Here is a 21012-nt window from a genome sequence, read left to right on the forward strand (position 1 = left end):
CCCACTCGTGAAGCCCACTCGTGAAGCCCACTCGTGAAGCCCACTCGTGAAGCCCACTCGTGAAGCCCACTCGTGAAGCCCACTCAATTGTTTTCGAGAGACGGTCAGCGGAGCAGACGGCCGAGGGTGTGGTCGAGATCGCGCAGCGAGTCGCGCCACGACCCGCCGCCGACGGCCGACGAGACCCAGGTGAAGACGAGCGCGCCGATCACGAGCGCCACGACGAGCAGCACCGTCGTCCACACGAGGCGACGGACGAGACGGTGGACGAACGACGGGCGCCGCCGGGCAGGCGAGGACGCACGGGTCGGGCCGCGGGTCGGACCACGGGTCGGACCACGGGTCGGGGCAGGTGCCGGGGCGGGGCGGGCGGCGATCGGCGCCACGGGCGGGCGCGGAACCGGCGGCACGATGATCGGCCGACCCGCCGGCGGTCGCGCGGGAGCCCGCTGCACCGGCGGACGGATGGCGGGCGCGGGCACCGGGCCGCGGGCCGGCATGGTGCGCACCGGCGGTGGGACGGGACGCCACGGCGCCACGGGACCTGCCACGGGACCTGCCACGGGACCCGGCCCGGGAGGCGCCGCGGGCATCGCCGCGGGAGGCGCCACGGGCATCGCCGTTCGGACGGCCGCACCGACCCGCCGCACCCCGTCGACGGCGGCGAGCTGGGCCGCGGTCGGGCGCCGCGTCGCGTCCTTCGCGAGGCAGGCCACGAGGGCGCCACGGAGCCAGTCGGGCGCGCGGGCGAGATCGGGCTCGTCGTGCCGGATGCGGTGGGCGAGCGCCTCGATGGCCCCGGTTCCGAAGGGCGGACGGCCGGTGGCGGCGTAGGCGACGGTCGCCGCCCACCCCCACAGGTCGACGGCGTGCCCCGACCCGGTGCCGGTGAGCTGCTCGGGTGCCATCCACTCCGGGGTGCCGACGACCATGCCCACGGCGGTGAGCGACGAGAGCCCCGCGCCCGCGGCGATGCCGAGGTCGACGAGCACCGGGCCGTCGTGGGTGAGGATCACGTTGCCGGGCTTGACGTCCCGGTGGGTCAGGCCCTGCCGGTGCAGGGCGGCCAGGGCGTCGGCCAGCCCCTCGGCGAGGTGCCGGACCTGCACCGGTCCGAGCGGCACGGACGCCTGCGCGAGCGACGGGCCGGCGACGTACTGCATGGCGATCCACGGGCGCGAGGCCTGGGTGTCGGCCGAGACGAACGCGGCCACGCGCGGGTGCCGCACCGCGGCGAGGAAGTCGGCCTCGCGGCGCAGCCTCGAGCGGACGTCCGGGCCCACGCCCGGTGCCAGGCACTTGACCGCGACCTCGCGTCCGTCCGGACCCCCCGTGCCCAGGTAGACCACGCCCATGCCGCCGGACCCGAGACGGCGGACGAGCCGGTACGGGCCCAGCGTCTCGGGGTCGCTCGCGACGAGGTCCTGCGTGGGCACCCGCCGATCCTGACACGGACCGGCTGAACGACGTCCCTCCCGGACGGGCAGGCTGACGGACATGGCTGCTCGACGAACCGCAGGACTGCTGCTGTGGCGCCGTGGCGACGGCGGGGCCGACACCCGTGTCGAGGTGCTCATCGCCCACATGGGCGGGCCCTACTGGTCGAAGCGCGAGGACGGCGCGTGGTCCGTCCCCAAGGGAGAACCCGACCCGGGCGAGGACGAACTCGCCGCCGCCTACCGGGAGTTCGGCGAGGAGATCGGCATCCCCGCCCCGGACGGCGAGCCCGTCCCCCTGGGCGAGGCGAAGCAGAACAACGGCAAGGTCGCGATCGTGTGGGCGCTCGAGGCCGACCTCGACGTGTCCGGGTTCGTCAGCAACACCTTCGAGATGGAGTGGCCGCCGCGGTCGGGGCGGATGCAGTCGTTCCCCGAGATGGACCGCGCCGAGTGGGTGACGGTCGAGGACGCCCGCGTCAAGTTGCTCCCGGCGCAGGTCACGTTCCTCGACCGCGGCCCGTGGGTACGCAACTAGTTGCACACAACTCAACCCACGAGGAGCTTCATGCCCACCGCCATCGCCTACCAGACCCCGGCCGCGAAGGCGCCGTTCGAGAAGACCACCATCGAACGCCGTGAGGTCGGCCCCCACGACGTGCTGATCGCGATCAAGTACGCCGGCATCTGCCACTCCGACATCCACACCGGACGCGACGAGTGGGGCGAGGCCACCTACCCGCTGGTCCCCGGCCACGAGATCGCCGGTGTCGTCGAGGAGGTCGGCTCCGAGGTCACCAAGTTCCAGGTCGGCGACCACGCCGGCATCGGCTGCTTCGTCGACTCGTGCCGCGAGTGCGAGAACTGCAGGAACGACGAGGAGCAGTTCTGCCTGAACGGCGGCATGACCTCGACCTACGGCGGCACCGACCGTGTCGACGGCCGCCAGACGCAGGGTGGCTACAGCACCGCCATCGTCGTCGACGAGAACTACACCCTGAAGATCCCGGACAGCATCCCGCTCGAGAACGCCGCGCCGCTGCTGTGCGCCGGCATCACGACCTTCTCGCCCCTGCACCACTGGGGTGTCGGCCCCGGCAAGACGGTCGCCGTCGTCGGCATGGGCGGCCTCGGCCACATGGGCGTCAAGATCGCCGCGGCGATGGGCGCCGAGGTGACCGTCCTGTCGCAGACCACCTCCAAGGAGGAGGACGGCAAGGACTTCGGCGCGAGCCACTACTACGCCACCAAGGACGGCGCGGTCTTCGACGACCTCGCCGGCACCTTCGACGTCATCCTCAACACGGTCTCGGCGCAGATCCCGGTCGAGAAGTACCTGGGCCTGCTCAAGACCCGTGGCGTGATGGTCAACGTCGGCGCCCCGGCCGAACCGCTGTCCGTGCCCGCCTTCGGACTCATCGAGGGCGGCAAGGTCTGGGCGGGTTCGCTGATCGGCGGCATCAAGGAGACGCAGGAGATGCTCGACTTCTGCGCCGAGCACAACATCGGCGCCACCGTCGAGATCATCAGCGGCGACCAGATCGACGAGGCCTGGGACAGGACCGTCGACTCGAAGGTCCGCTACCGCTTCGTCATCGACACGAGCACGTTCGAGAACTGAGTTCGGTTCTCCTACCGACTGACACTCGACGCCGCCCCGGTCACCCGACCGGGGCGGCGTCGTGGCGTCACGGAACGAGGACGATCTTGCCGCGGGTGTGGCGCCGGTCGAGCTCGGTGAACGCGTCGGCCACCTCGGCGAGCGGGTACCGCGCCGCGATCGGGAGCTCGAGCCGGCCGTCCGCGAGCCGGTCCAGCACGGCGGTGAGGTCCGGCACGTTCGCACCCTGCGTGCTGCCGTCGGCCTTCACGCCGTACTGCTGCGCGGCGGCGAAGTCGATGTTGGTGTTCACGCGGTCGGTCTGCACGCCCAGACGCACGGCGAGCTCGACGTACCCCTGGCCGACCGTGTCGACGACTGCGTGCACGCCGTCGGGGGCGAGGTCGCGCAGCCGCGCCTCGAGCGCGTCGGGGCCACCGTCGTAGGACACGGGCTCCACGCCGTGCGCGCGCAGCCAGTCGTGGTTCGCCGGACCGGCGACGCCGAGCACCCGCGCGCCGCGCTCGGCGACGAGTTGCGCCGCGAGCCCGCCGACACCGCCGGCAGCGCCCGACACCAGCACCGTCTCCCCCGGCTGCGGGTCGACGGCGCGGACGGCCGCCCACGCGGTGGCCCCCACGACGTGCGTCGCGCCCGCGACCTCCCAGCTGACCCCCGCCGGCTTGCGGATGAGGTGGCCCACCGGCACGAGCACGTACTCGGCGTGGCTCGCACGCTCGTCCGTCCAGCCGACGACCTCGTCCCCGACCTGCCAGCCGTCGACGTCCGCCCCGACCTCGTCGACGACGCCGGCGAGATCGCTGCCCTGCCCGGACGGGAACGTGGACGGGAACACGTCCTTGAGCACGCCCTCGCGCAACGAGGACTCACCCGGGTTGATGCCGGCGGCCCGTACCCGGACCACGACCTGCCCCTCGCCCGCCACCGGCCGCGCGACCTCGCGCACCTCGAGCACCTCGACGCCGCCGAACCGGTCGTACTGCACTGCCTTCATGGTCTGCTCCCTTGTCGTGGTCGTTCTGCGATGTGCTCAGTCAACCGGGGCCACGGTGGACGCTCCATGCTTGATACGCCGTGATTTTTGTGCGAGCGTCCACAGTCGTGGACGTCCTCTCCGATCTGTTGCAGCGCTCCCATGCGCGCGGCGCGGCGTTCTCCCGCTCGACCGTGCACGGTCCGGTCGCGCTCGAGTTCCCCGGCGCGGCACCCCTGGCCGTCCACGCGATCGTCGACGGCGAGCTGTACCTGTGGTCGGACGATCCCGCCGCCGCCGTCCGCGTGATCGGCGGCGACGTGCTGCTCGTGCGCGACGCGCCGCACCACGTCGGTTCCGCGCCCGGGCTGCCGACCGTCCCGTTCCTGGACGTGCTCGGACCGGCGGTGTCCGTGGGCCGCCGCGGCCGGCTGGGTGATCCGGCGGACGGGCCGGCTGCCGAGTTCTGCTGCGGCGCCTACCTGTTCGACGGCGACCTGTCCCGTCCGCTCATCGCGTCGTTGCCGCCCCTCGCCCGGTTGCGTCCCGAGGCCGGCTCGCCGCTGCGGCAGTCGATCGACCTGCTCGTCGCGGAGATGGCCGGCGACGGTCCCGGGCAGCAGGCGCTGCTCGACCGGTTGCTCGACGTCGTTCTCGTGCACGCGCTGCGCGCCTGGTTCGCGCAGGCCGAGGACGCCCCCGGCTGGTTCCGCGCGCTCGACGAACCGGGCCTGGGGGACGCGCTGCGCGCCGTGCACGGCGACCCCGCCCATCCGTGGACGGTCGTCGAGCTCGCCGGCATCGCCCGGCAGTCGCGCTCACTGTTCGCGCGGCGCTTCGCCGAGGTCGTCGGCGCTCCCCCGTTGCAGTACCTCACCGACTGGCGCATCGCGCTGGCGAAGGAACGCCTGCGCGACACCGACGACGGTCTGGCCGCCATCGCGGCCGACGTCGGCTACGCGTCCGAGTTCTCGTTCGCGTCGGCGTTCAAGCGGCAGGTGGGCGTCGCGCCGGGACGCTGGCGCGCCGCGAACGGCACCTGACGACAACCGGTCGTGCGATCGGGGTACCGCCCGGGGGTGACGCGATTCGGATACACCCTGATGACCGAGCAGAGCGGCCCCCGCGAGCTCGTCCGCTACGCCACCGCCGCCGAGCGCGCCGGTTTCGACTTCGAGGTCTCGAGCGACCACTACTTCCCGTGGCTCGAGAGCATGGGCCACGCGCCGCACGCGTGGACGATGCTCGGCGCGGTCGCGCAGGCGACCGAGCACATCGAGTTCATGACCTACGTGACCTGCCCGACCTTCCGCTACCACCCCGCGGTGGTGGCGCAGAAGGCCGCGACGCTCGCGCTGCTGTCCGACAACCGGTTCACCCTCGGGCTCGGCTCCGGCGAGAACCTCAACGAGCACGTCGCCGGGCACCGCTGGCCGGTCGCGCGGGTGCGCCAGGAGATGCTCGTCGAAGCGATCGAGATCATCCGGGCGCTGCAGTCGGGCAACCAGCTGTCGTGGACGGGGCAGCACTTCCAGGTCGAGTCGGCCAAGCTGTGGGACGTCCCCGACCAGCCGTTGCCCATCGGGGTCGCGGTGTCCGGCGAGTCATCCATCGAGAAGTTCGCGCCGCTGGCCGATCACCTCATCGCCGTCGAGCCGGACGGCGACGCCATCGCCACCTGGGACCGCGTCCGCGGCGAGAAGGGCCTCGACACCAACCGCAAGATCGGGCAGATCCCGATCTGCTGGCGCAGGGACGAGGCCGAGGCCAAGCGACGCGCGCACGAGCTGTTCCGCTGGTTCGGCGGCGGCTGGTTCGTCAACGCCGACCTGCCGACGCCGGCCGCGTTCGAGGCCGCGACGCAGTTCGTGACCGAGGACGACGTCGCCGACGCCATCGCGTGCGGTCCCGACCTGGACGCGATCGCCGAGTCGGTGAAGCCGTTCCTCGACGCGGGCTTCACCGACGTCGCCCTCGTGCAGATCGGCGACGAGTCGCAGGACGAGTTCCTGGCCGAGGTCGCCGAGCCGCTGCTCGAGAAGCTGCGGGCGCTCTGATGCGCACGCCGAAGTTCCTGACCCGGGCGACGGACGCCGTCGAGGACGCCGAGGCGCTCGACGCGCCGGCCGACGCACTCGCCAAGGCGGTGGGAGCCGTCGTCCGGCCGGGAGTCGTCGAGGACGTGCTCAGCGGCACGCCGCTCGGACACCCGCTGCACCCGCTGCTCGTCACCGTCCCCATCGGTGCGTGGACGTCCGCGCTGGCCCTCGACCTGACCGGCGGCGACGCCGATGCCGCTCGCGCGCTCGTCGGGCTCGGGGTCGTCGCCGCGCTGCCCACCGCCGCGTCGGGAGCGTCCGACTGGCTCACCCTCTCCGGGGCCGAGCGGCGGGTGGGGTTCGCCCACGCCGTGCTCAACTACGCGGCCGTCGGCGCGTTCGGGGCGAGCTGGTGGGTGCGGCGGCGCAACCGTCCGGCGGGCGTCGCCCTGAGCGCGGTCGGAGCGGCGTTCGTGTCCGTCGCCGGCTGGCTGGGCGGGCACCTCAGCTACGCGCAGGGGGCCGGGGTCGACACCACCGTCTTCGAGACCCTGCCGGACCAGTGGGCCGACGCGGGCGCCGTCGATGCCGTGCCGGCAGCGGGCGAACTCGCGTCGGTCGAGGTGGGCGGCGTGCCGCTGCTCGTCACGCGCCATCAGGGCGAGATCGTCGTGATGGCCGACCGCTGCACGCACCGGGGCGCACCGCTGCACGAGGGGTCGATCGACGCGGGCTGCGTCGTCTGTCCCTGGCACGACAGCGCGTTCGACCTGCGCGACGGAGCGGTCGCGGCGGGACCCGCGACCCGTCCGCAGCCGTACCTCGAGACGCGGGTGCACGACGGCCGGCTGCAGGTGCGCAAGCAGCAGAGCCGCACCCTGCCCGTCCGTTCCGTCGGACCGTGACCGTTGGCGCGTGACGCCGACGGCTATGCCGACCTGCGCGACTACGCGGCCGTCGGCGACGGCCGAACGATGGCGCTGGTCGCCACAGACGGACGGGTCGACTGGCTGCCGCTGCCTCGGCTCGACTCGCCGCCGGCGTTCGCGGCGTTGCTCGACGCCGAGCACGGCGGCCACCTGACCCTGCAACCGGACGGGCCGTTCGAGAGCACGAGGCAGTACCTGCCGGGCACCAACGTTCTGGTCACCGAGTTCACCACCGCCGCCGGACGCGTCCGCGTCACCGACTCGCTGAACTCCGGCCTCGCCGGACCGCTGCCGTGGTCGGAGTTCGCGCGGCGCATCGAGGGCGTCGAAGGATCGGTGACGATGCGGGCACTTGTGCGGCCCGGCACCTGCCTCAACACCGCGGCGCCGTACGTCGAGGCCACCGACTTCTCGGCGTGCCTGCTGCGATCGAACTCGCTCGCGATGACCGTCCAGTGCGACGGCGAGGACGCCGTCGACTGGACCGCCCGCGACGTGACGGTCACGTTCACGACGTCCGCCGGGTCGCGGCAGCTGTTCGCGCTCGTGGCCACGGAGGGCGAACCGCTGTTCGTCCCGGACGCGGCCGCGATCGACGCGGGGGTCGACCGCACGATCGCCAACTGGCAGCACTGGTCGACGACCTTCGCGTGGGACGGACGGTGGCCCGAGCAGGTGCAGCGCAGCGCCACCCTGCTCAAGCAACTCATCCGCGTCTCGGACGGCTCGATGGCTGCCGCCGCGACCCTGGGACTGCCCGAGAGCACGTCCGGCGGCAAGAACTGGGACTACCGCTTCGCGTGGACGCGGGACACGGCCTACTCGCTGACCGCGCTGTTGCGCTTCGGCCTGCGCGAGGAGGTCCACGCGGCGATCAGCTGGCTGCTGCGGGCGCTGCGCGCGTCCGGGTCGGTTCCCCACGTGATGTACCGGCTCGACGGCGCACAGCCCGACGGCACCCACGAGCGCGACGTCCCCGGATGGCGCAACATCGGGCCGGTGGTCGAGGGCAACCGCGCCGCCGACCAACTGCAGCTCGGTGTGTACGGCGACGTGTTCAGCATCGTCCGGTTGTACGTCGACGACCGCAACGTGCTCGACGCGGCGACCGGACGGGCACTGGCCGCGCTGGCCGACGTGGTCTGCGACCGGTGGCGCTCGAAGGACTCCGGCATGTGGGAGCTGCCCGAGGCGCGGCACTACACGACCTCGAAACTCGGGTGCTGGCAGGCGCTGCAGCACGCGGTGCACCTCGCCGAGCTGGGCCAGGTGCAGGGCAACCCCGAACGGTGGCGACACGAGGCCGACGCCATACGGGCCTGGGTCGACGACCACTGCTGGGACGGCGAGCTCGGCGCCTACGTCTGGTACCCCGGCACGCGGGAGCTGGACGCGTCGATCCTGCTGCACGCGATCAGCGGTTTCGACCGCGGCGAGCGCATGGTGTCGACGATCCGGGTGCTGCGCGAGGAGCTGGGTGCGGGCACGTCGATGTACCGGTTCAGCGGCGCCCGCGAGCAGGAGGGCGCCTTCGTCGCCTGCGCCTACTGGACGGTGTCGGCGCTGTACCTGTGCGGGCACGAGGACGAGGCGGTCGCCCTCATGGACGAGCTCGTCGATGCGCTGCCCAACGACGTCGGCGTGCTCGCCGAGATGACCGCCCCGGACGGGTCGTTCCTGGGCAACCTGCCCCAGGCGCTGAGCCACCTGGCCCTGCTCAACGCGGCTATCACCGCCTCCGGCCTCTGATCACGCAGGAACGGTGGCGCAGGGCCCGATCGGGGTTATGGTCGTCCGGATGCGCAATTCGGGACGACTGGAACACGGGGCCGACGGCCCCGCCGTGCTGCACCCCCACGACCACGTCGTCTGGACCGGCCGCGGCCCGGCCGACTTCCTGCGGCTGGTGACCTTCGCGCTCGCCACCCTCCCGGACGACCAGCGGCTGCTCGTGGTCGGACGGCTCGCCGGGCTCGAGTTCGAGACCCAGGAGCATCTCGCCGAGGACCTGGCGTCCGGTCGGATGCGGCTGGCCGACCTCGACGGGCCCTACGGGGTCGGCACCATGCACCAGCAGCTCGCCGGCTTCGAGGCGCTGGTCGACGAGGCGCTGGCCGACGGTTACGCCGCGCTGCGCGTCGTCGCCGACAACACGCCGTTCGCCGACGCCGACGACGCCACCTTCGAGCGATGGCTCGACTGGGAGCAGTTCGTCGACCGGTGGCAGAGCCGACGCGAGGTCACCGGCATCTGCTGGTTCGACACATCCCTCGTGCCCGCACACCGGATGACCCGCATCGCCGCCCTGCACCCGCTCGTGCACGGCACGCCGCTGCCGGGCATGCGGCTGTTCCACGACCACAGCGACGACGGCACCGTGCTCGCCGTCGAGGGCGACATCGAGGCGTTCGACGCCGACGCCTTCGCCCTCGCCCTGCGGCGCGACGCGCGGACGACGCCCCCTGGCGAGCCGCTCACCGTCGATCTGGGCCGCGCCGGCTACGTGCACCACAGTGCGCTGCTCGCGTTGCAGCGCCACACCGCACCGGGCGAGGTACGGCTGCGCGGCGTGCCCGGCGGCGTGCAGCGCACCCTGGACGCGCTGCCCCGCCTCGATCGCCTGCGGGTCGACTGACGCCTATTTCCGTCCGGCCGCCCGTTCGGCGTCCTTGCTGTCGGCGTTGCTGCTGTCGGCGGCCCGCACGTCGTCGGCGTAGAGGTACCAATAGGCGCCGGCAACGAACACGGCCGCCCCGACGGCGTTGCCGAGGAACGCGAAGATCAGGTTCGTCAGCGTCTCGGTGAAGGTGATGCCGGTGTTCTCGAACATGGCCAGCGGCAGGAAGAACATGTTGGCCACGACGTGGTCGAAGCCCAGCGCGACGAACGCGGTGATCGGGAAGACGATGGCGAGGATCTTGCCGCCGACCGTGGTGGCGGCCAGGGCGAGCCACACGGCGAGGCACACCAGCCAGTTGCAGCCCAAGGCACGCAGGAACTGCTCGACGTGGGTCTCGGTCATGCCCTTGCCCTCGGCGATGGTCTGCAACCGGATCCAGCCGGTGCCCGCGGTGGCCTTGCCGCCCTCCTTGATCACACCCGTCTTGTCGGCCAGCACGTAGGCGACGAACAGCGATCCGGCCAGGTTGCCGATGGTCACCCAGAACCAGTTGACGAGCATCTTGGCCACGGTGACCTTCTTGGCGAACACCGCCATCGGGATCAGCGCCATGTTGCCGGTCAGCAGGTCGGCACCGCCGACGACCACCAGGATCAGCCCGAGGCTGAACACCACACCGGTGACGACGGTGATCAGCCCGCCCCACGTCTTCGCGTCGAGACCGGACGAGGCGATGATCGCCAGCAGCGCGCCGAAGGCGATGTAGGCGCCGGCGAGGAATCCGCCGACCAGGGCCTTCGCGGGGGACGCGGCGGCCTTCGAGGTGCCGCTGGCGACGGCCGCGGCAGCGATCTCGGGAGGGGCGTTGAGGGTCACGGGTCGCTCTTACCCCGGACACAGGGGTCGCGTATCCGTCCGATGCGGTAGCCGGTGATCGGGACGGGGTAGCGTCCGGGGCGTGGGGCTCGGAGACACCTTCCTCGGCTGGCCGGTCGTCCGGCAGCTGACCGGCGCCGATCGCTACGGCCGCGGTGCCGCGGCGCAGTCCGCCGGCACCCGCGACAAGGTCGCCCGCACCGAGACCGCCGACGCCGTGGTCAAGAGCGTCTGCCCTTACTGCGCCGTCGGCTGCGGCCAGAACGTGTTCGTCAAGAACAGCAAGGTCGTGCAGATCGAGGGCGACCCCGACTCCCCCGTGTCACGCGGCCGGTTGTGCCCGAAGGGGTCCGCGAGCGAGCAGTACGTCAACTCGCCCACGCGGCAGACGGCGATGCTGTACCGCCGTCCGGGCGGCACCGAGTGGGAACCGCTCGACCTCGAGACGGCGACCGAGATGATCGTCGACCGCGTCCTCGAGACCCGCGCCCGCACCTGGAACGAGCGCGACGACCAGGGGCGCGTCGTGAACCGCACCCTGGGCATCGCCGGCCTGGGCGGCGCGACCCTCGACAACGAGGAGAACTACCTCATCAAGAAGCTGTTCACCGCAATGGGCGCGGTGCAGATCGAGAACCAGGCCCGTATTTGACACTCCGCCACCGTCCCCAGTCTGGGGGCATCGCTCGGGCGCGGCGGCGCGACGACGTTCCTGCAGGACCTCGCCAACAGTGACTGCATCGTCATCCAGGGCTCGAACATGGCCGAGTGCCACCCGGTCGGGTTCCAGTGGGTGATGGAGGCGAAGGCGCGCGGCGCGAAGATCATCCACATCGACCCGCGCTACACGCGCACGTCCGCGGTCGCGGACCAGCACGTCGCGCTGCGGGCAGGTTCCGACATCGCGTTCCTCGGCGGCATCGTCCACTACATCCTGTCCAACGGGCTGTGGTTCGACGAGTACGTGAAGGCCTACACCAACGCCGCCACGATCCTGCGTGACGACTTCGTCGACACCGACGATCTCGACGGCCTGTTCTCGGGTTACGACCCCGAGAAGGGCGAGTACGACACGACGACGTGGCAGTACGAGGACGGCACCGTCCACTCGGCTGCGGGCAAGCGCGCGACCGGCAACACCGTGCCGGTCACCAACGACCCGCAGACGCGGGACGAGACGCTGCAGCACCCGCGCTGCGTCTTCCAGGTGCTGAAGCGGCACTACGCCCGCTACACGCCCGAGAAGGTCGCCGAGATCTGCGGCGTCACCGAGCAGCAGTTCCTCGACGTGTGCCGCGCCGTCACCGAGAACAGCAACCGCGAGCGGACGACGTCGTGGGTCTACTCGGTCGGCTGGACGCACCACTCGGTGGGCATCCAGTACATCCGCGGCTCGGCCATCATCCAGCTGCTGCTGGGCAACATGGGCCGCCCGGGCGGCGGCATCATGGCGCTGCGCGGGCACGCGAGCATCCAGGGCTCCACCGACATCCCCACGCTGTTCGACCTGCTGCCGGGCTACATCCCCATGCCGCGCGTGGCGCACGAGTCGTTCGACGACTGGGTCGGCGACATCGCCGACGCCGACCAGAAGGGGTTCTGGTCGGCCGCGCGCACCTACGCGATCAACCTGCAGAAGGCCTGGTGGGGCGAGGCCGCCACCGCCGAGAACGACTGGGCCTTCGATCGCATGCCGCGCATCAACGACGACCACGGCACGTACCGCACGGTGATGGACATGCTCGACGACAAGATCGAGGGTTACCTCGTCTTCGGGCAGAACCCGGCCGTCGGCTCCGCGCACGGCAAGATGCAGCGCCTGGCCATGGCACACCTGAAGTGGCTCGTCGTCCGCGACGTCAACATGATCGAGACGGCCACGTTCTGGAAGGACGGGCCCGAGATCGAGACGGGCGAGCTGAAGACCGAGGACATCCAGACAGAGGTCTTCTTCTTCCCCGCCGCCTCGCACGTCGAGAAGGACGGCACGTTCACCCAGACGCAGCGCATGCTCCAGTGGCACCACAAGGCGGTCGAGCCGCCGGGCGACTGCCGCAGCGAGCTGCACTTCTTCTTCCACCTCGGACGGCGGCTGCGCGAGCGGCTCGCCGGCTCGACCGAGGCGCGCGACCGGCAGCTGCTGGACATCACCTGGGACTACCCCGTCGACCGGCACGGCGAGCCGTCCGCCGACGCGGTGCTGCAGGAGATCAACGGCCGCGGCCCGAACGGCTCGTTCCTGAACTCGTACACGCAGATGAAGGACGACGGGTCCACCTACGGCGGGTGCTGGATCTACACCGGCGTGTACGCCGACGGCGTCAACCAGGCCATGCGGCGCAAGCCCGGTCGCGAGCAGAACTACGTGGCACCCGAGTGGGGCTGGGCGTGGCCGGCCAACCGGCGCATCCTCTACAACCGCGCGTCCGCCGATCCCGACGGCAAGCCGTGGAGCGAACGCAAGGCCTACGTGTGGTGGGACGAGGACGAGCAGAAGTGGGTCGGCCACGACAACGCCGACTTCGTCGCCACGAAGGCGCCGTCCTACCGTCCGCCCGAGGGCGCGACCGGGCCGGACGCGTTGCGCGGCGACGAGCCGTTCATCATGCAGGGCGACGGCAAGGCCTGGCTCTTCGCGCCGACGGGGCTCGTCGATGGCCCCTTGCCGGCGCACTACGAACCGGCCGAATCGCCCGTCCGCAACGCGCTCTACACGCAGCAGGCGAACCCGACGCGCGAGGTGTTCAAGCGCAAGGACAACCTGCAGAACCCGTCGCCGCCCGAGCCCGCCGCCGACGTGTTCCCCTTCGTGTTCACGACCTACCGGTTGACCGAGCACCACACCGCAGGCGGCATGAGCCGGTGGGTGCCGTACCTCAACGAGCTGCAGCCGGAGTTCTTCTGCGAGGTCTCGCCCGAACTCGCGCGCGAGCGCGGTCTCGAGCACCTCGGCTGGGCGACGATCGTGACATCGCGCACGGCGATCGAGGCTCGCGTGCTGGTCACCGACCGCATGGTGCCGCTGCGCCTCGGCGACCGCGTCGTGCACCAGATCGGCCTGCCGTACCACTGGGGCGTCGGCAAGGACGCGCTGACGTCCGGTGACTCCGCCAACGACCTGTTCGGCCTGACGCTCGACCGCAACGTGCACATCCAGGAGTCGAAGGTGGCGTCCTGCGACATCCAGCCCGGCCGCCGTCCGACCGGTCCGGCCCTGCTCCGCTACGTCGCGGAGTACCAGAGCAGGGCGGGTACCACGATCGACACCGGCAACCAGCTGGTCACCTCCGAGCCGGAAGAGTCCTCGTGAGCCAGTTCCACGGACCGGACCCCCACGTCGCCGAACGCGCGGGCTGGCACGAGCCGCCGCCCCGCAAGGGCTTCTTCACCGACACGTCCATCTGCATCGGCTGCAAGGCCTGCGAGGTGGCGTGCAAGGAGTGGAACGGCGTTCCCGACGACGGGTTCAACCTGCTCGGGTCGTCGTACGACAACACCGGGGCGCTCGGCGCGTCGACCTGGCGCCACGTCGCGTTCATCGAGCAGTCCAAGCCGTTCGGCACCCAGGACGCCGGCCGCGAGGGCATGCCCGTCGGGCCGCCGGCGTCCGACGCCCTGAACATCGCCGCGGACGACGCGACTTCCGGGCAGCGCGAGATGCTCGGCACCGACACCACGAAGGTGTCGCTCGGCATCCCCACCACCCGACTTCCGGGTGAGGAGAACACCGAGCGCCGCACCGAGCTGCGGTGGCTGATGTCCTCCGACGTCTGCAAGCACTGCACCCACGCTGCGTGCCTCGACGTGTGCCCCACCGGGTCGCTGTTCCGCACCGAGTTCGGCACCGTCGTCGTGCAGGACGAGATCTGCAACGGCTGCGGCTACTGCGTGCCCGCCTGCCCGTTCGGCGTCATCGACCGGCGCATCGGCGACAAGGGCACCAAGAACGTGGGCATCGCCCAGAAGTGCACGCTCTGCTACGACCGGCTGCAGGCCGACAAGCCACCGGCGTGCGCGCAGGCGTGCCCGACACAGTCGATCCAGTACGGCGATCTCGACGAATTGCGCGAACGCGCGCAGAAGCGGGTCGAGGCACTGCACGAGCAGGGCGTCACCGACGCCCGGCTCTACGGCGAGAGTCCCGACGACGGCGTCGGCGGCAACGGCTCGATCTTCCTGTTGCTCGACCAGCCCGAGGTCTACGGGCTGCCGCCCGACCCGGTGGTGACCACCCGCGACCTGCCCGCCATGTGGCGGCAGGCCGGCCTCGCCGCCGCCGGCATGCTCGCCGCCGCGGCGAGCGTCTTCCTGGGACGGCGGCGGTGACTGACACCGCGAAGCGGCGGGGCGGACGCCGCCGGCGCCGGGGTGGCGACGGCGACCCGGTCGTCCCGGACGTCGAGTTCACGTCCTACTACGGACGGCCGGTGCTCAAGCCGTCGCCGTGGGAAGCGGACATCCCCGCGTACCTGTTTCTCGGCGGGTTGGCTGGCGGGTCGTCGCTGCTCGCCGCGGGCGCCGACCTCACCGGACGTCCCGGGCTGCGCCGGACCGGCCGCATCGCCGCGCTGACCGCCATCACCGCGTCGTTCGCCGCGCTCGTGCACGACCTCGGCAAGCCGGCGCGGTTCGTAAACATGCTGCGGGTTGCGAAGCCGACGTCCCCCATGTCGGTCGGTACCTGGATCCTCACCGTCTACGGTCCCGCCGCCGGGCTCGCGGGCGCCGCCGAGCTCGCGCCGCTGCTGCCGCGCAAGCTCGCGTGGGCCGGCCGGCTGCTGCGGGTGTTCGCCCGTCCGGCCGGTCTCGGCGCGGCGCTCACCGCACCCGCGGTGGCGTCGTACACGGCCGTCCTGCTCGCCGACACCGCGACACCGGCGTGGCACGAGGCGCACCGCGAGCTGCCGTTCGTGTTCGTCGGCTCGGCGTCCGCCGCGTCCGGCGGGCTCGGCATGATCGCCGCGCCGCTGTCCGAGAGCGGGCCGGCACGTCGCCTGGCGGTCGCCGGAGCGCTCGTCGAGCTCGCGGCCGAGCAGCGCATGGAGCAGTCGATGGGCCTCGCCGCCGAGGCGCTGCACGACGGCACCCCGGGTCGGCTGATGCGGGCGTCGAAGGCGCTCACCGTCACCGGCGCCGCGCTCGCGGTGCTCGGCCGCCGGTCGCGTGCCGTCTCGGCCGTCTCGGGCGCCGCGCTCATGGCGGGCTCGGTCTGCACCCGCTTCGGGGTGTTCGAGGCCGGGCAGGAGTCTGCGCGCGACCCGAAGTACACGGTGGTCCCGCAGCGCGAACGCGCCGACCGCCGCGCCGAGTCCGGCGCCTGACGGGGGCGCACACCCCGCGCCCGCACGCCCTACTGCTCTGCCCGCGTCCGTGCGCAGCGGGGCCTCCGCGATCCCTTCTGCTCTGCCCGCATCCGTGCGCAGACGGGGCCTCCGCGATCCCTTCTGCTCTGCCCGCATCCGTGCGCAGCGGGGCCCCCGCGATCCCTACTGCTCTGCCCGCATCCGTGCGCAGCGGGGCCTCCGCGATCCCTACTGGTCTGCCCGCATCCGTGCGCAGCGGGGCCTCCGCGATCCCTACTGCTCTGCCCGCGTCCGTGCGGGGGCGGCTCGATGCCCGCGTCCGTGCGGGCAGAGCAGAAGTGCCGCGCGCTGCCAGGTCGAGGGGTCACCGTCGTCGAAGGCGAGGGGCACTGTCCTGCGGGCGCTAGCGTCGGGCGTTGTGACCGCGGTGCGTATCGGAGTCCTGTTCGTGCTGGCCGCCCTGGCCGAGATCGGCGGGGCGTGGCTGATCTGGCAGGCGGTGCGGGAATCCCGTCCGTGGTGGTTCGCGGCCGGCGGGGCATTGGCGCTCGTCGCGTACGGCTTCATCGCCACCGCGCAACCGGACGCGCATTTCGGACGGGTGCTGGCCGCCTACGGCGGGGTGTTCGTCGCCGGATCGCTGCTATGGGGCATGGTCGCGGACGGGTTCCGTCCCACCCGCTGGGACGTCGCCGGTGCCGCCCTCTGCCTGGTGGGCGTCGCGGTGATCATGTCCCGCGCGAGCGACTGACCGGCATCGTCCGGAGATGAGTGGCGCGTTCGGGTACTCACTGGCGACCTGACGTCGTCCAGTCAGTGGTGGACCGTGCCGGTCAACCGGCGGGGACGCGGTTCGGGGCGGGACTCAGCGGACGACGACCACCGCATCGCCCGCGGCGACGGTCTCGCCCACGACCGGGTACCCCGGCACCTCGCCGACGACGAGCAGGCCGCCGCTGGTCTGGGCGTCGGCGAGCAGCAGCAGTTCGTCGCTGTCGACGGACGCGGACAGGTGTGGCGCGACCCAGTCGAGGTTGCGCTTGGTGCCGCCGCTGACGAACCCGTCGCGCAACGCGTCGCGGGCGCCGTCGAGGTAGGGCACCGCGGCCGCGTCGACGACGGCGGTGACCCCGGACGCGCGGGCCATCTTGAAGAGGTGGCCGAGCAGCCCGAACCCGGTGACGTCGGTGGCCGCCCTCGCCCCGGCGGCCACCGCGGCCGTCGCGGCGTCCGCGTTCAGCGTCGTCATCGACTCGACCGCGTTCGCGAACACCTCGCCGGTGCTCTTGTGCCGGTTGTTGAGCACGCCGACACCGAGCGGCTTGGTCAACGTGATCGGCAGTCCCGCGACGGCGGCGTCGTTGCGCAACAAGTGGGTTGGATCGACCAACCCGGTCACGGCCATGCCGTACTTCGGTTCGGGGTCGTCGATGCTGTGCCCGCCGCCGACGTGACAGGCCGCCGCGTGGGCGACGTCGAGGCCGCCCCGCAACACCTCGCGCAGCAGCTCGTCGGGCAGCACGTCGCGCGGCCAGCCGACCAGGTTCACCGCCACCACCGGACGTCCGCCCATCGCGTAGACGTCGGACAACGCGTTGGCGGCCGCGATCCGCCCGAAGTCGTAGGCGTCGTCGACGACCGGGGTGAAGAAGTCGGCGGTAACCACGACGGCGGTCGTCCCGTCGACCCGCACGACGGCCGCGTCGTCGCCGACGTCGAGGCCGACCAGCAGCTCGTTCGCGCCGTCCGGAGTGCGGCCGGTGAGCCCGGCGACGACGTCCTCGAGCTCGCCGGGTGGGATCTTGCAGGCGCACCCTCCGCCATGGGCGTACTGGGTCAGCCGGATGCGCTGCGCGGTCACCGGTTCGACGGTACGCAACGCCGGGTAGCGTCGACTGCGGAGGCGTACAGGTGCCTGGTGGCCCTCCCGGTCTTCAAAACCGGTGGAGCCGAGCAACTCGGTTCGGCGGGTTCGATTCCCGTCCGTCTCCGCCACAGTCCGTCTCCACGGGACCCGCAGGAGCGACGATGACCGACCCCAGACGCGCCGTCCCGCGCACCGACACGGTGCTCGCCGACGCGCGCCTCGTGGCCGCCGTCGACCGGCTCGGCCGCGACGAGGTCAAGCGGACGGTCGTCGCCACCCTCGCCGACGTGCGCGCCGGCACGGTGCCCCCGCAGGACGCGGTCGACGAGGCCGTCCGCCGCTTGCCCGCCACACCGACGAGCACGCAGCGGGTGATCAACGCGACCGGGGTCGTGCTGCACACCAACCTCGGACGCGCCCCGCTGTCGGCCGCCGCCCTGGACGCGATCACGTCCGCCGCGGGCTACACCGACGTCGAGTTCGACCTCGCGACCGGGCAACGGGCCACTCGCGGCCGCGGCACCCTGCAGGCGTTGCGCGACGCCGTGCCCGACGGCGGCGCCGCCCTCGTGGTCAACAATGGCGCCGCCGCGCTCGCGCTGGCCACCGGCGCCCTCGCCGCGGGACGCGAGCTGGTCGTCAGCCGCGGCGAGCTGGTCGAGATCGGCGACGGTTTCCGCCTGCCCGACCTGATCGAGGCCACCGGCGCGCGGCTGCGCGAGGTCGGCACCACCAACCGCGTCACCGTCGCCGACTACGCCCGGGCGATCGGGCCCGACACCGCGGCCGTGCTCAAGATCCACCCGAGCAACTTCCGCATCGAGGGGTTCACCGGCACCGTGCCGGTGCACGAGCTGGCCCGCCTCGGACCACCGGTGATCGCCGACGTCGGCAGCGGCCTGCTCGCCCCGCACCCGCTGCTTCCCGACGAGCCGGACGTCACCACGGCCGTCCGGGCCGGCGCCGCCGTCGTCACGTGCAGCGGCGACAAGCTGCTCGGCGGCCCGCAGGCGGGCCTGCTGTTCGGCGACGCCGACACCCTCGCCACCCTGCGGCGCCACCCGATGTACCGCGCGTACCGCGTCGACAAGACGACCCTCGCCGCGCTCGAGGCGACGCTGCGCGGCCCCGGGACCCCGACCTGGGCGGCGCTCACCGCCGACGCCGACGGGCTGCGCCGGCGGTGCGAACACCTCGCGCACGCGACCGGCGGCGAGGTCGTCGCGTCGGACGGGGCGGTCGGCGGCGGCGGCGCTCCCGGACTCGGGCTGCCCGGCTGGGCGGTCGCGCTCGACGAAGGTCTCGCCGCACGACTGCGCACCGGCACTCCCCCGGTCGTCGGCCGCGTCACGGACGGTCACCTGCTGCTCGACCTGCGCTGCGTCGACCCCGCGGACGACGCCGTGATCGAGGACGCGGTCCGCGCGTGCCGGTAGTCGCCACCGCCGGGCACGTCGACCACGGCAAGTCGACCCTCGTCCGCGCGCTCACCGGCACCGAGCCCGACCGCTGGGCGGAGGAACGCCGCCGCGGCCTCACCATCGACCTCGGCTACGCCTGGACGACGCTGCCGTCGGGCGCGCACCTGGCGTTCGTCGACGTGCCCGGGCACCAGCGCTTCGTCGCCAACATGCTCGCCGGCCTCGGCCCGGCCCCGGCCGTGCTGTTCGTCGTGGCCGCGGACGGCGGCTGGTCGCGGCAGTCGGAGGAGCACCTCGCCGCGGCGGACGCGCTCGCCGTCCGGCACGGCCTGCTCGCGGTCACCCGCAGCGACCTCGCCGACCCCGCGCCCGCGCTCGCCGACGCGCGGGAACGGCTCGCCTCGACCACCCTCGGCGACGTCGAGGCGCTCACCGTGTCGGGCCGCACCGGCGACGGGCTGCCCGACCTGGTCGCGGCGCTCGACCGGCTGGCCGCCGCGCTGCCCGCACCGGACGACGACGCGCCCGTCCGGCTCTGGCTCGACCGCAGCTTCAGCGTGAAAGGCGCCGGGACGGTCGTCACCGGCACCCTCGCCGCCGGCACGATCGCCGTCGACGACCAGCTCGAGATCGGCGGACGGCTCGTCACCGTCCGCGGCATCCAGAGCGCGGAGTCCGAGCGGCAGCGGGTCACCGGCGTCGCCCGGGTCGCCCTCAACCTGCGCGGCACCCACCCGGACGAGGTCGGCCGCGGCGACGCGCTGCTCACCCCGGACCGGTTCCTCGCGACCGACCGCTTCGACGTCCGCCTCGCCCCCCGCGAGGACATCCCGCGAGAACTCGTGCTGCACGCCGGCACCGCGGCGGTACCCGTCCGCGTCCGCCGCCTGGACGAGACGCACGCCCGGCTGACCCTCGCGCGTCCCCTGCCGCTGCGCGCCGGCGACCGCGCGGTGCTGCGCGATCCCGGACTCCAGACCGTTGCCGCGGGCGCCCTCGTGCTGGACGCCGACCCGCCGTCGCTGCGCCGCCGGGGCGCGGCCGCGGAACGCGCCGTCGCGCTCGCCGCTGCGACGGGAACGCCACGCCTCGACGACGAGGTCGCCCGCCGCGGGGCGGTGCGCGCCGACCACCTCGTCCGCCTGGGCATCACCGGCACTCCGGGACCGCCCGTCCGCGAGCACGACGGCTGGCTGGTGTCCGCCGACCGCTGGCCGGGCTGGCTGGCCGAACGCGGGCTCGTCGAGACCGGCGGTCGGGTCGGCCGCCCCGCCGCGGCACCGGCCGTCCCCGGGCTCGACATGCTGCTCGCCCGGCTCGCCGCGAACCCGTTCGACGCGCCCGAACGCGACGAGCTGGCCGCCCTGGGTCTGGGGCCGCGGGCGCTGATGGCTGCCCACAAGGCGGGCAGCCTGCTGCGGTTGGCCCCCGAACTGGTCGTCGGCGCCGACGCCCCTGCCCGCGCCGTCGCGCGGCTGCGCGCGATCGAGCAGCCGTTCACCCTCAGCGCGGCCCGCCAGGCACTCGGCACGACGCGTCGGGTGGCGGTGCCGCTGCTCGAACTGCTCGACGACCGCGGCCTCACCGAACGGGTCGACGGCACGCACCGTACGGTCACCTCGTGACCACTGACAGCACCGCGGAACTCGAGCGGCTGCGCGGCAGCATCGACAACCTGGACGCCGCGCTGGTCCATCTGCTGGCCGAGAGGTTCAAGCTCACCCGGACGGTCGGTGAGCTGAAGGCCCGGACGGGCATGCCGCCGGCCGACCCCGCCCGTGAGGAGCGGCAGATTGCGCGATTGCGCGCACTGGCGCAGGACGCGCACCTCGACCCGGCGTTCGCCGAGAAGTTCCTGACGTTCATCGTGGCCGAGGTCGTGCAGCACCACCGCGCGATCGCGCAGGGCACCACGTCCCCGTCCTGA

At 72.7% G+C, this 21012-nt stretch carries 18 protein-coding genes and 1 tRNA gene; 15 read left to right on the forward strand and 4 right to left on the reverse strand.

Going from position 1 to position 21012, the window contains the following annotated elements:
- Nucleotides 1-104: 104 nt before the first annotated feature.
- A complete protein-coding gene (locus ACYVP9_RS21175; protein WP_460606954.1) occupies nucleotides 105-1436 on the reverse strand; it encodes a serine/threonine-protein kinase in 1332 nt (443 codons plus the stop codon).
- A gap of 61 nt (nucleotides 1437-1497) precedes the next feature.
- Here ACYVP9_RS21175 and ACYVP9_RS21180 point away from each other — a divergent pair, with 61 nt between their 5' ends.
- Nucleotides 1498-1974: an NUDIX domain-containing protein gene (locus ACYVP9_RS21180; protein ID WP_460606955.1), complete on the forward strand. Its 477-nt coding sequence runs from the start codon at nucleotides 1498-1500 to the stop codon at nucleotides 1972-1974.
- A 30-nt stretch (nucleotides 1975-2004) separates the two neighbouring features.
- Nucleotides 2005-3057: an NAD(P)-dependent alcohol dehydrogenase gene (locus tag ACYVP9_RS21185; protein ID WP_460606956.1), complete on the forward strand. Its 1053-nt coding sequence runs from the start codon at nucleotides 2005-2007 to the stop codon at nucleotides 3055-3057.
- Nucleotides 3058-3124: 67 nt separating this feature from the next.
- Here ACYVP9_RS21185 and ACYVP9_RS21190 read toward each other — a convergent pair whose 3' ends face one another.
- On the reverse strand, nucleotides 3125-4051 hold the full coding sequence (locus ACYVP9_RS21190) for an NADP-dependent oxidoreductase (protein WP_460606957.1): 927 nt from the start codon (nucleotides 4049-4051) through the stop codon (nucleotides 3125-3127).
- A 107-nt stretch (nucleotides 4052-4158) separates the two neighbouring features.
- On the opposite strand from ACYVP9_RS21190, the gene ACYVP9_RS21195 reads away from it, so the two are divergent.
- From ACYVP9_RS21195 to ACYVP9_RS21215, 5 genes are read left to right on the forward strand one after another with little or no spacing between them, the layout of a single operon-like run.
- Entirely contained in the window at nucleotides 4159-5073 is a 915-nt protein-coding gene (locus ACYVP9_RS21195) for an AraC family transcriptional regulator (RefSeq protein WP_460606958.1), read from the forward strand.
- A 36-nt stretch (nucleotides 5074-5109) separates the two neighbouring features.
- Nucleotides 5110-6087, forward strand: a complete 978-nt coding sequence (locus tag ACYVP9_RS21200; RefSeq protein WP_460606959.1) for a TIGR03557 family F420-dependent LLM class oxidoreductase — start codon at nucleotides 5110-5112, stop codon at nucleotides 6085-6087.
- Nucleotides 6087-6974, forward strand: a complete 888-nt coding sequence (locus ACYVP9_RS21205; RefSeq protein WP_460606960.1) for a Rieske (2Fe-2S) protein — start codon at nucleotides 6087-6089, stop codon at nucleotides 6972-6974. The genes ACYVP9_RS21200 and ACYVP9_RS21205 overlap by 1 nt, the downstream gene beginning before the upstream one ends.
- Before the next feature lie 3 nt (nucleotides 6975-6977).
- The gene (locus tag ACYVP9_RS21210) at nucleotides 6978-8747 is read left to right on the forward strand and encodes a glycoside hydrolase family 15 protein (RefSeq protein WP_460606961.1); all 1770 of its coding nucleotides are present in this window, start codon (nucleotides 6978-6980) and stop codon (nucleotides 8745-8747) included.
- Nucleotides 8748-8796: 49 nt separating this feature from the next.
- Nucleotides 8797-9633: an MEDS domain-containing protein gene (locus ACYVP9_RS21215; protein ID WP_460606962.1), complete on the forward strand. Its 837-nt coding sequence runs from the start codon at nucleotides 8797-8799 to the stop codon at nucleotides 9631-9633.
- A gap of 3 nt (nucleotides 9634-9636) precedes the next feature.
- Here the strand turns inward: ACYVP9_RS21215 and ACYVP9_RS21220 are convergent, their stop codons facing one another.
- A complete protein-coding gene (locus ACYVP9_RS21220) occupies nucleotides 9637-10494 on the reverse strand; it encodes a formate/nitrite transporter family protein (protein ID WP_460606963.1) in 858 nt (285 codons plus the stop codon).
- An 82-nt stretch (nucleotides 10495-10576) separates the two neighbouring features.
- On the opposite strand from ACYVP9_RS21220, the gene fdh reads away from it, so the two are divergent.
- The 4 genes from fdh to ACYVP9_RS21240 all read left to right on the forward strand — a co-directional run bounded on the left by fdh (nucleotide 10577) and on the right by ACYVP9_RS21240 (nucleotide 16548).
- Nucleotides 10577-13804, forward strand: coding sequence for a formate dehydrogenase (gene fdh, locus ACYVP9_RS21225; protein ID WP_460606964.1), 3228 nt, complete (start codon nucleotides 10577-10579; stop codon nucleotides 13802-13804).
- On the forward strand, nucleotides 13801-14820 hold the full coding sequence (locus tag ACYVP9_RS21230; protein ID WP_460606965.1) for a 4Fe-4S dicluster domain-containing protein: 1020 nt from the start codon (nucleotides 13801-13803) through the stop codon (nucleotides 14818-14820). Before fdh ends, ACYVP9_RS21230 begins: the two co-directional genes overlap by 4 nt.
- On the forward strand, nucleotides 14817-15815 hold the full coding sequence (nrfD, locus tag ACYVP9_RS21235) for an NrfD/PsrC family molybdoenzyme membrane anchor subunit (RefSeq protein ID WP_460606966.1): 999 nt from the start codon (nucleotides 14817-14819) through the stop codon (nucleotides 15813-15815). The genes ACYVP9_RS21230 and nrfD overlap by 4 nt, the downstream gene beginning before the upstream one ends.
- A 400-nt stretch (nucleotides 15816-16215) precedes the next feature.
- Complete coding sequence (locus tag ACYVP9_RS21240; RefSeq protein WP_460606967.1) at nucleotides 16216-16548, forward strand: YnfA family protein; 333 nt, start codon at nucleotides 16216-16218, stop codon at nucleotides 16546-16548.
- A 114-nt stretch (nucleotides 16549-16662) separates the two neighbouring features.
- On the opposite strand, the gene selD is transcribed toward ACYVP9_RS21240, so the two are convergent.
- The gene (gene selD, locus ACYVP9_RS21245) at nucleotides 16663-17658 is read right to left on the reverse strand and encodes a selenide, water dikinase SelD (protein ID WP_460606968.1); all 996 of its coding nucleotides are present in this window, start codon (nucleotides 17656-17658) and stop codon (nucleotides 16663-16665) included.
- A gap of 38 nt (nucleotides 17659-17696) precedes the next feature.
- Between selD and ACYVP9_RS21250 the strand changes: the two genes are divergently transcribed.
- The 4 genes from ACYVP9_RS21250 to ACYVP9_RS21265 all read left to right on the forward strand — a co-directional run bounded on the left by ACYVP9_RS21250 (nucleotide 17697) and on the right by ACYVP9_RS21265 (nucleotide 21012).
- Nucleotides 17697-17792 (forward strand) — tRNA-Sec (locus ACYVP9_RS21250).
- 33 nt (nucleotides 17793-17825) lie between these two features.
- Nucleotides 17826-19100, forward strand: a complete 1275-nt coding sequence (gene selA / locus ACYVP9_RS21255; protein ID WP_460606969.1) for an L-seryl-tRNA(Sec) selenium transferase — start codon at nucleotides 17826-17828, stop codon at nucleotides 19098-19100.
- Entirely contained in the window at nucleotides 19091-20710 is a 1620-nt protein-coding gene (locus ACYVP9_RS21260; protein WP_460606970.1) for a SelB domain-containing protein, read from the forward strand. Before selA ends, ACYVP9_RS21260 begins: the two co-directional genes overlap by 10 nt.
- Nucleotides 20707-21012: a chorismate mutase gene (locus tag ACYVP9_RS21265; RefSeq protein WP_460606971.1), complete on the forward strand. Its 306-nt coding sequence runs from the start codon at nucleotides 20707-20709 to the stop codon at nucleotides 21010-21012. The genes ACYVP9_RS21260 and ACYVP9_RS21265 overlap by 4 nt, the downstream gene beginning before the upstream one ends.

The sequence above is a fragment of the Jatrophihabitans fulvus genome (assembly GCF_054781375.1).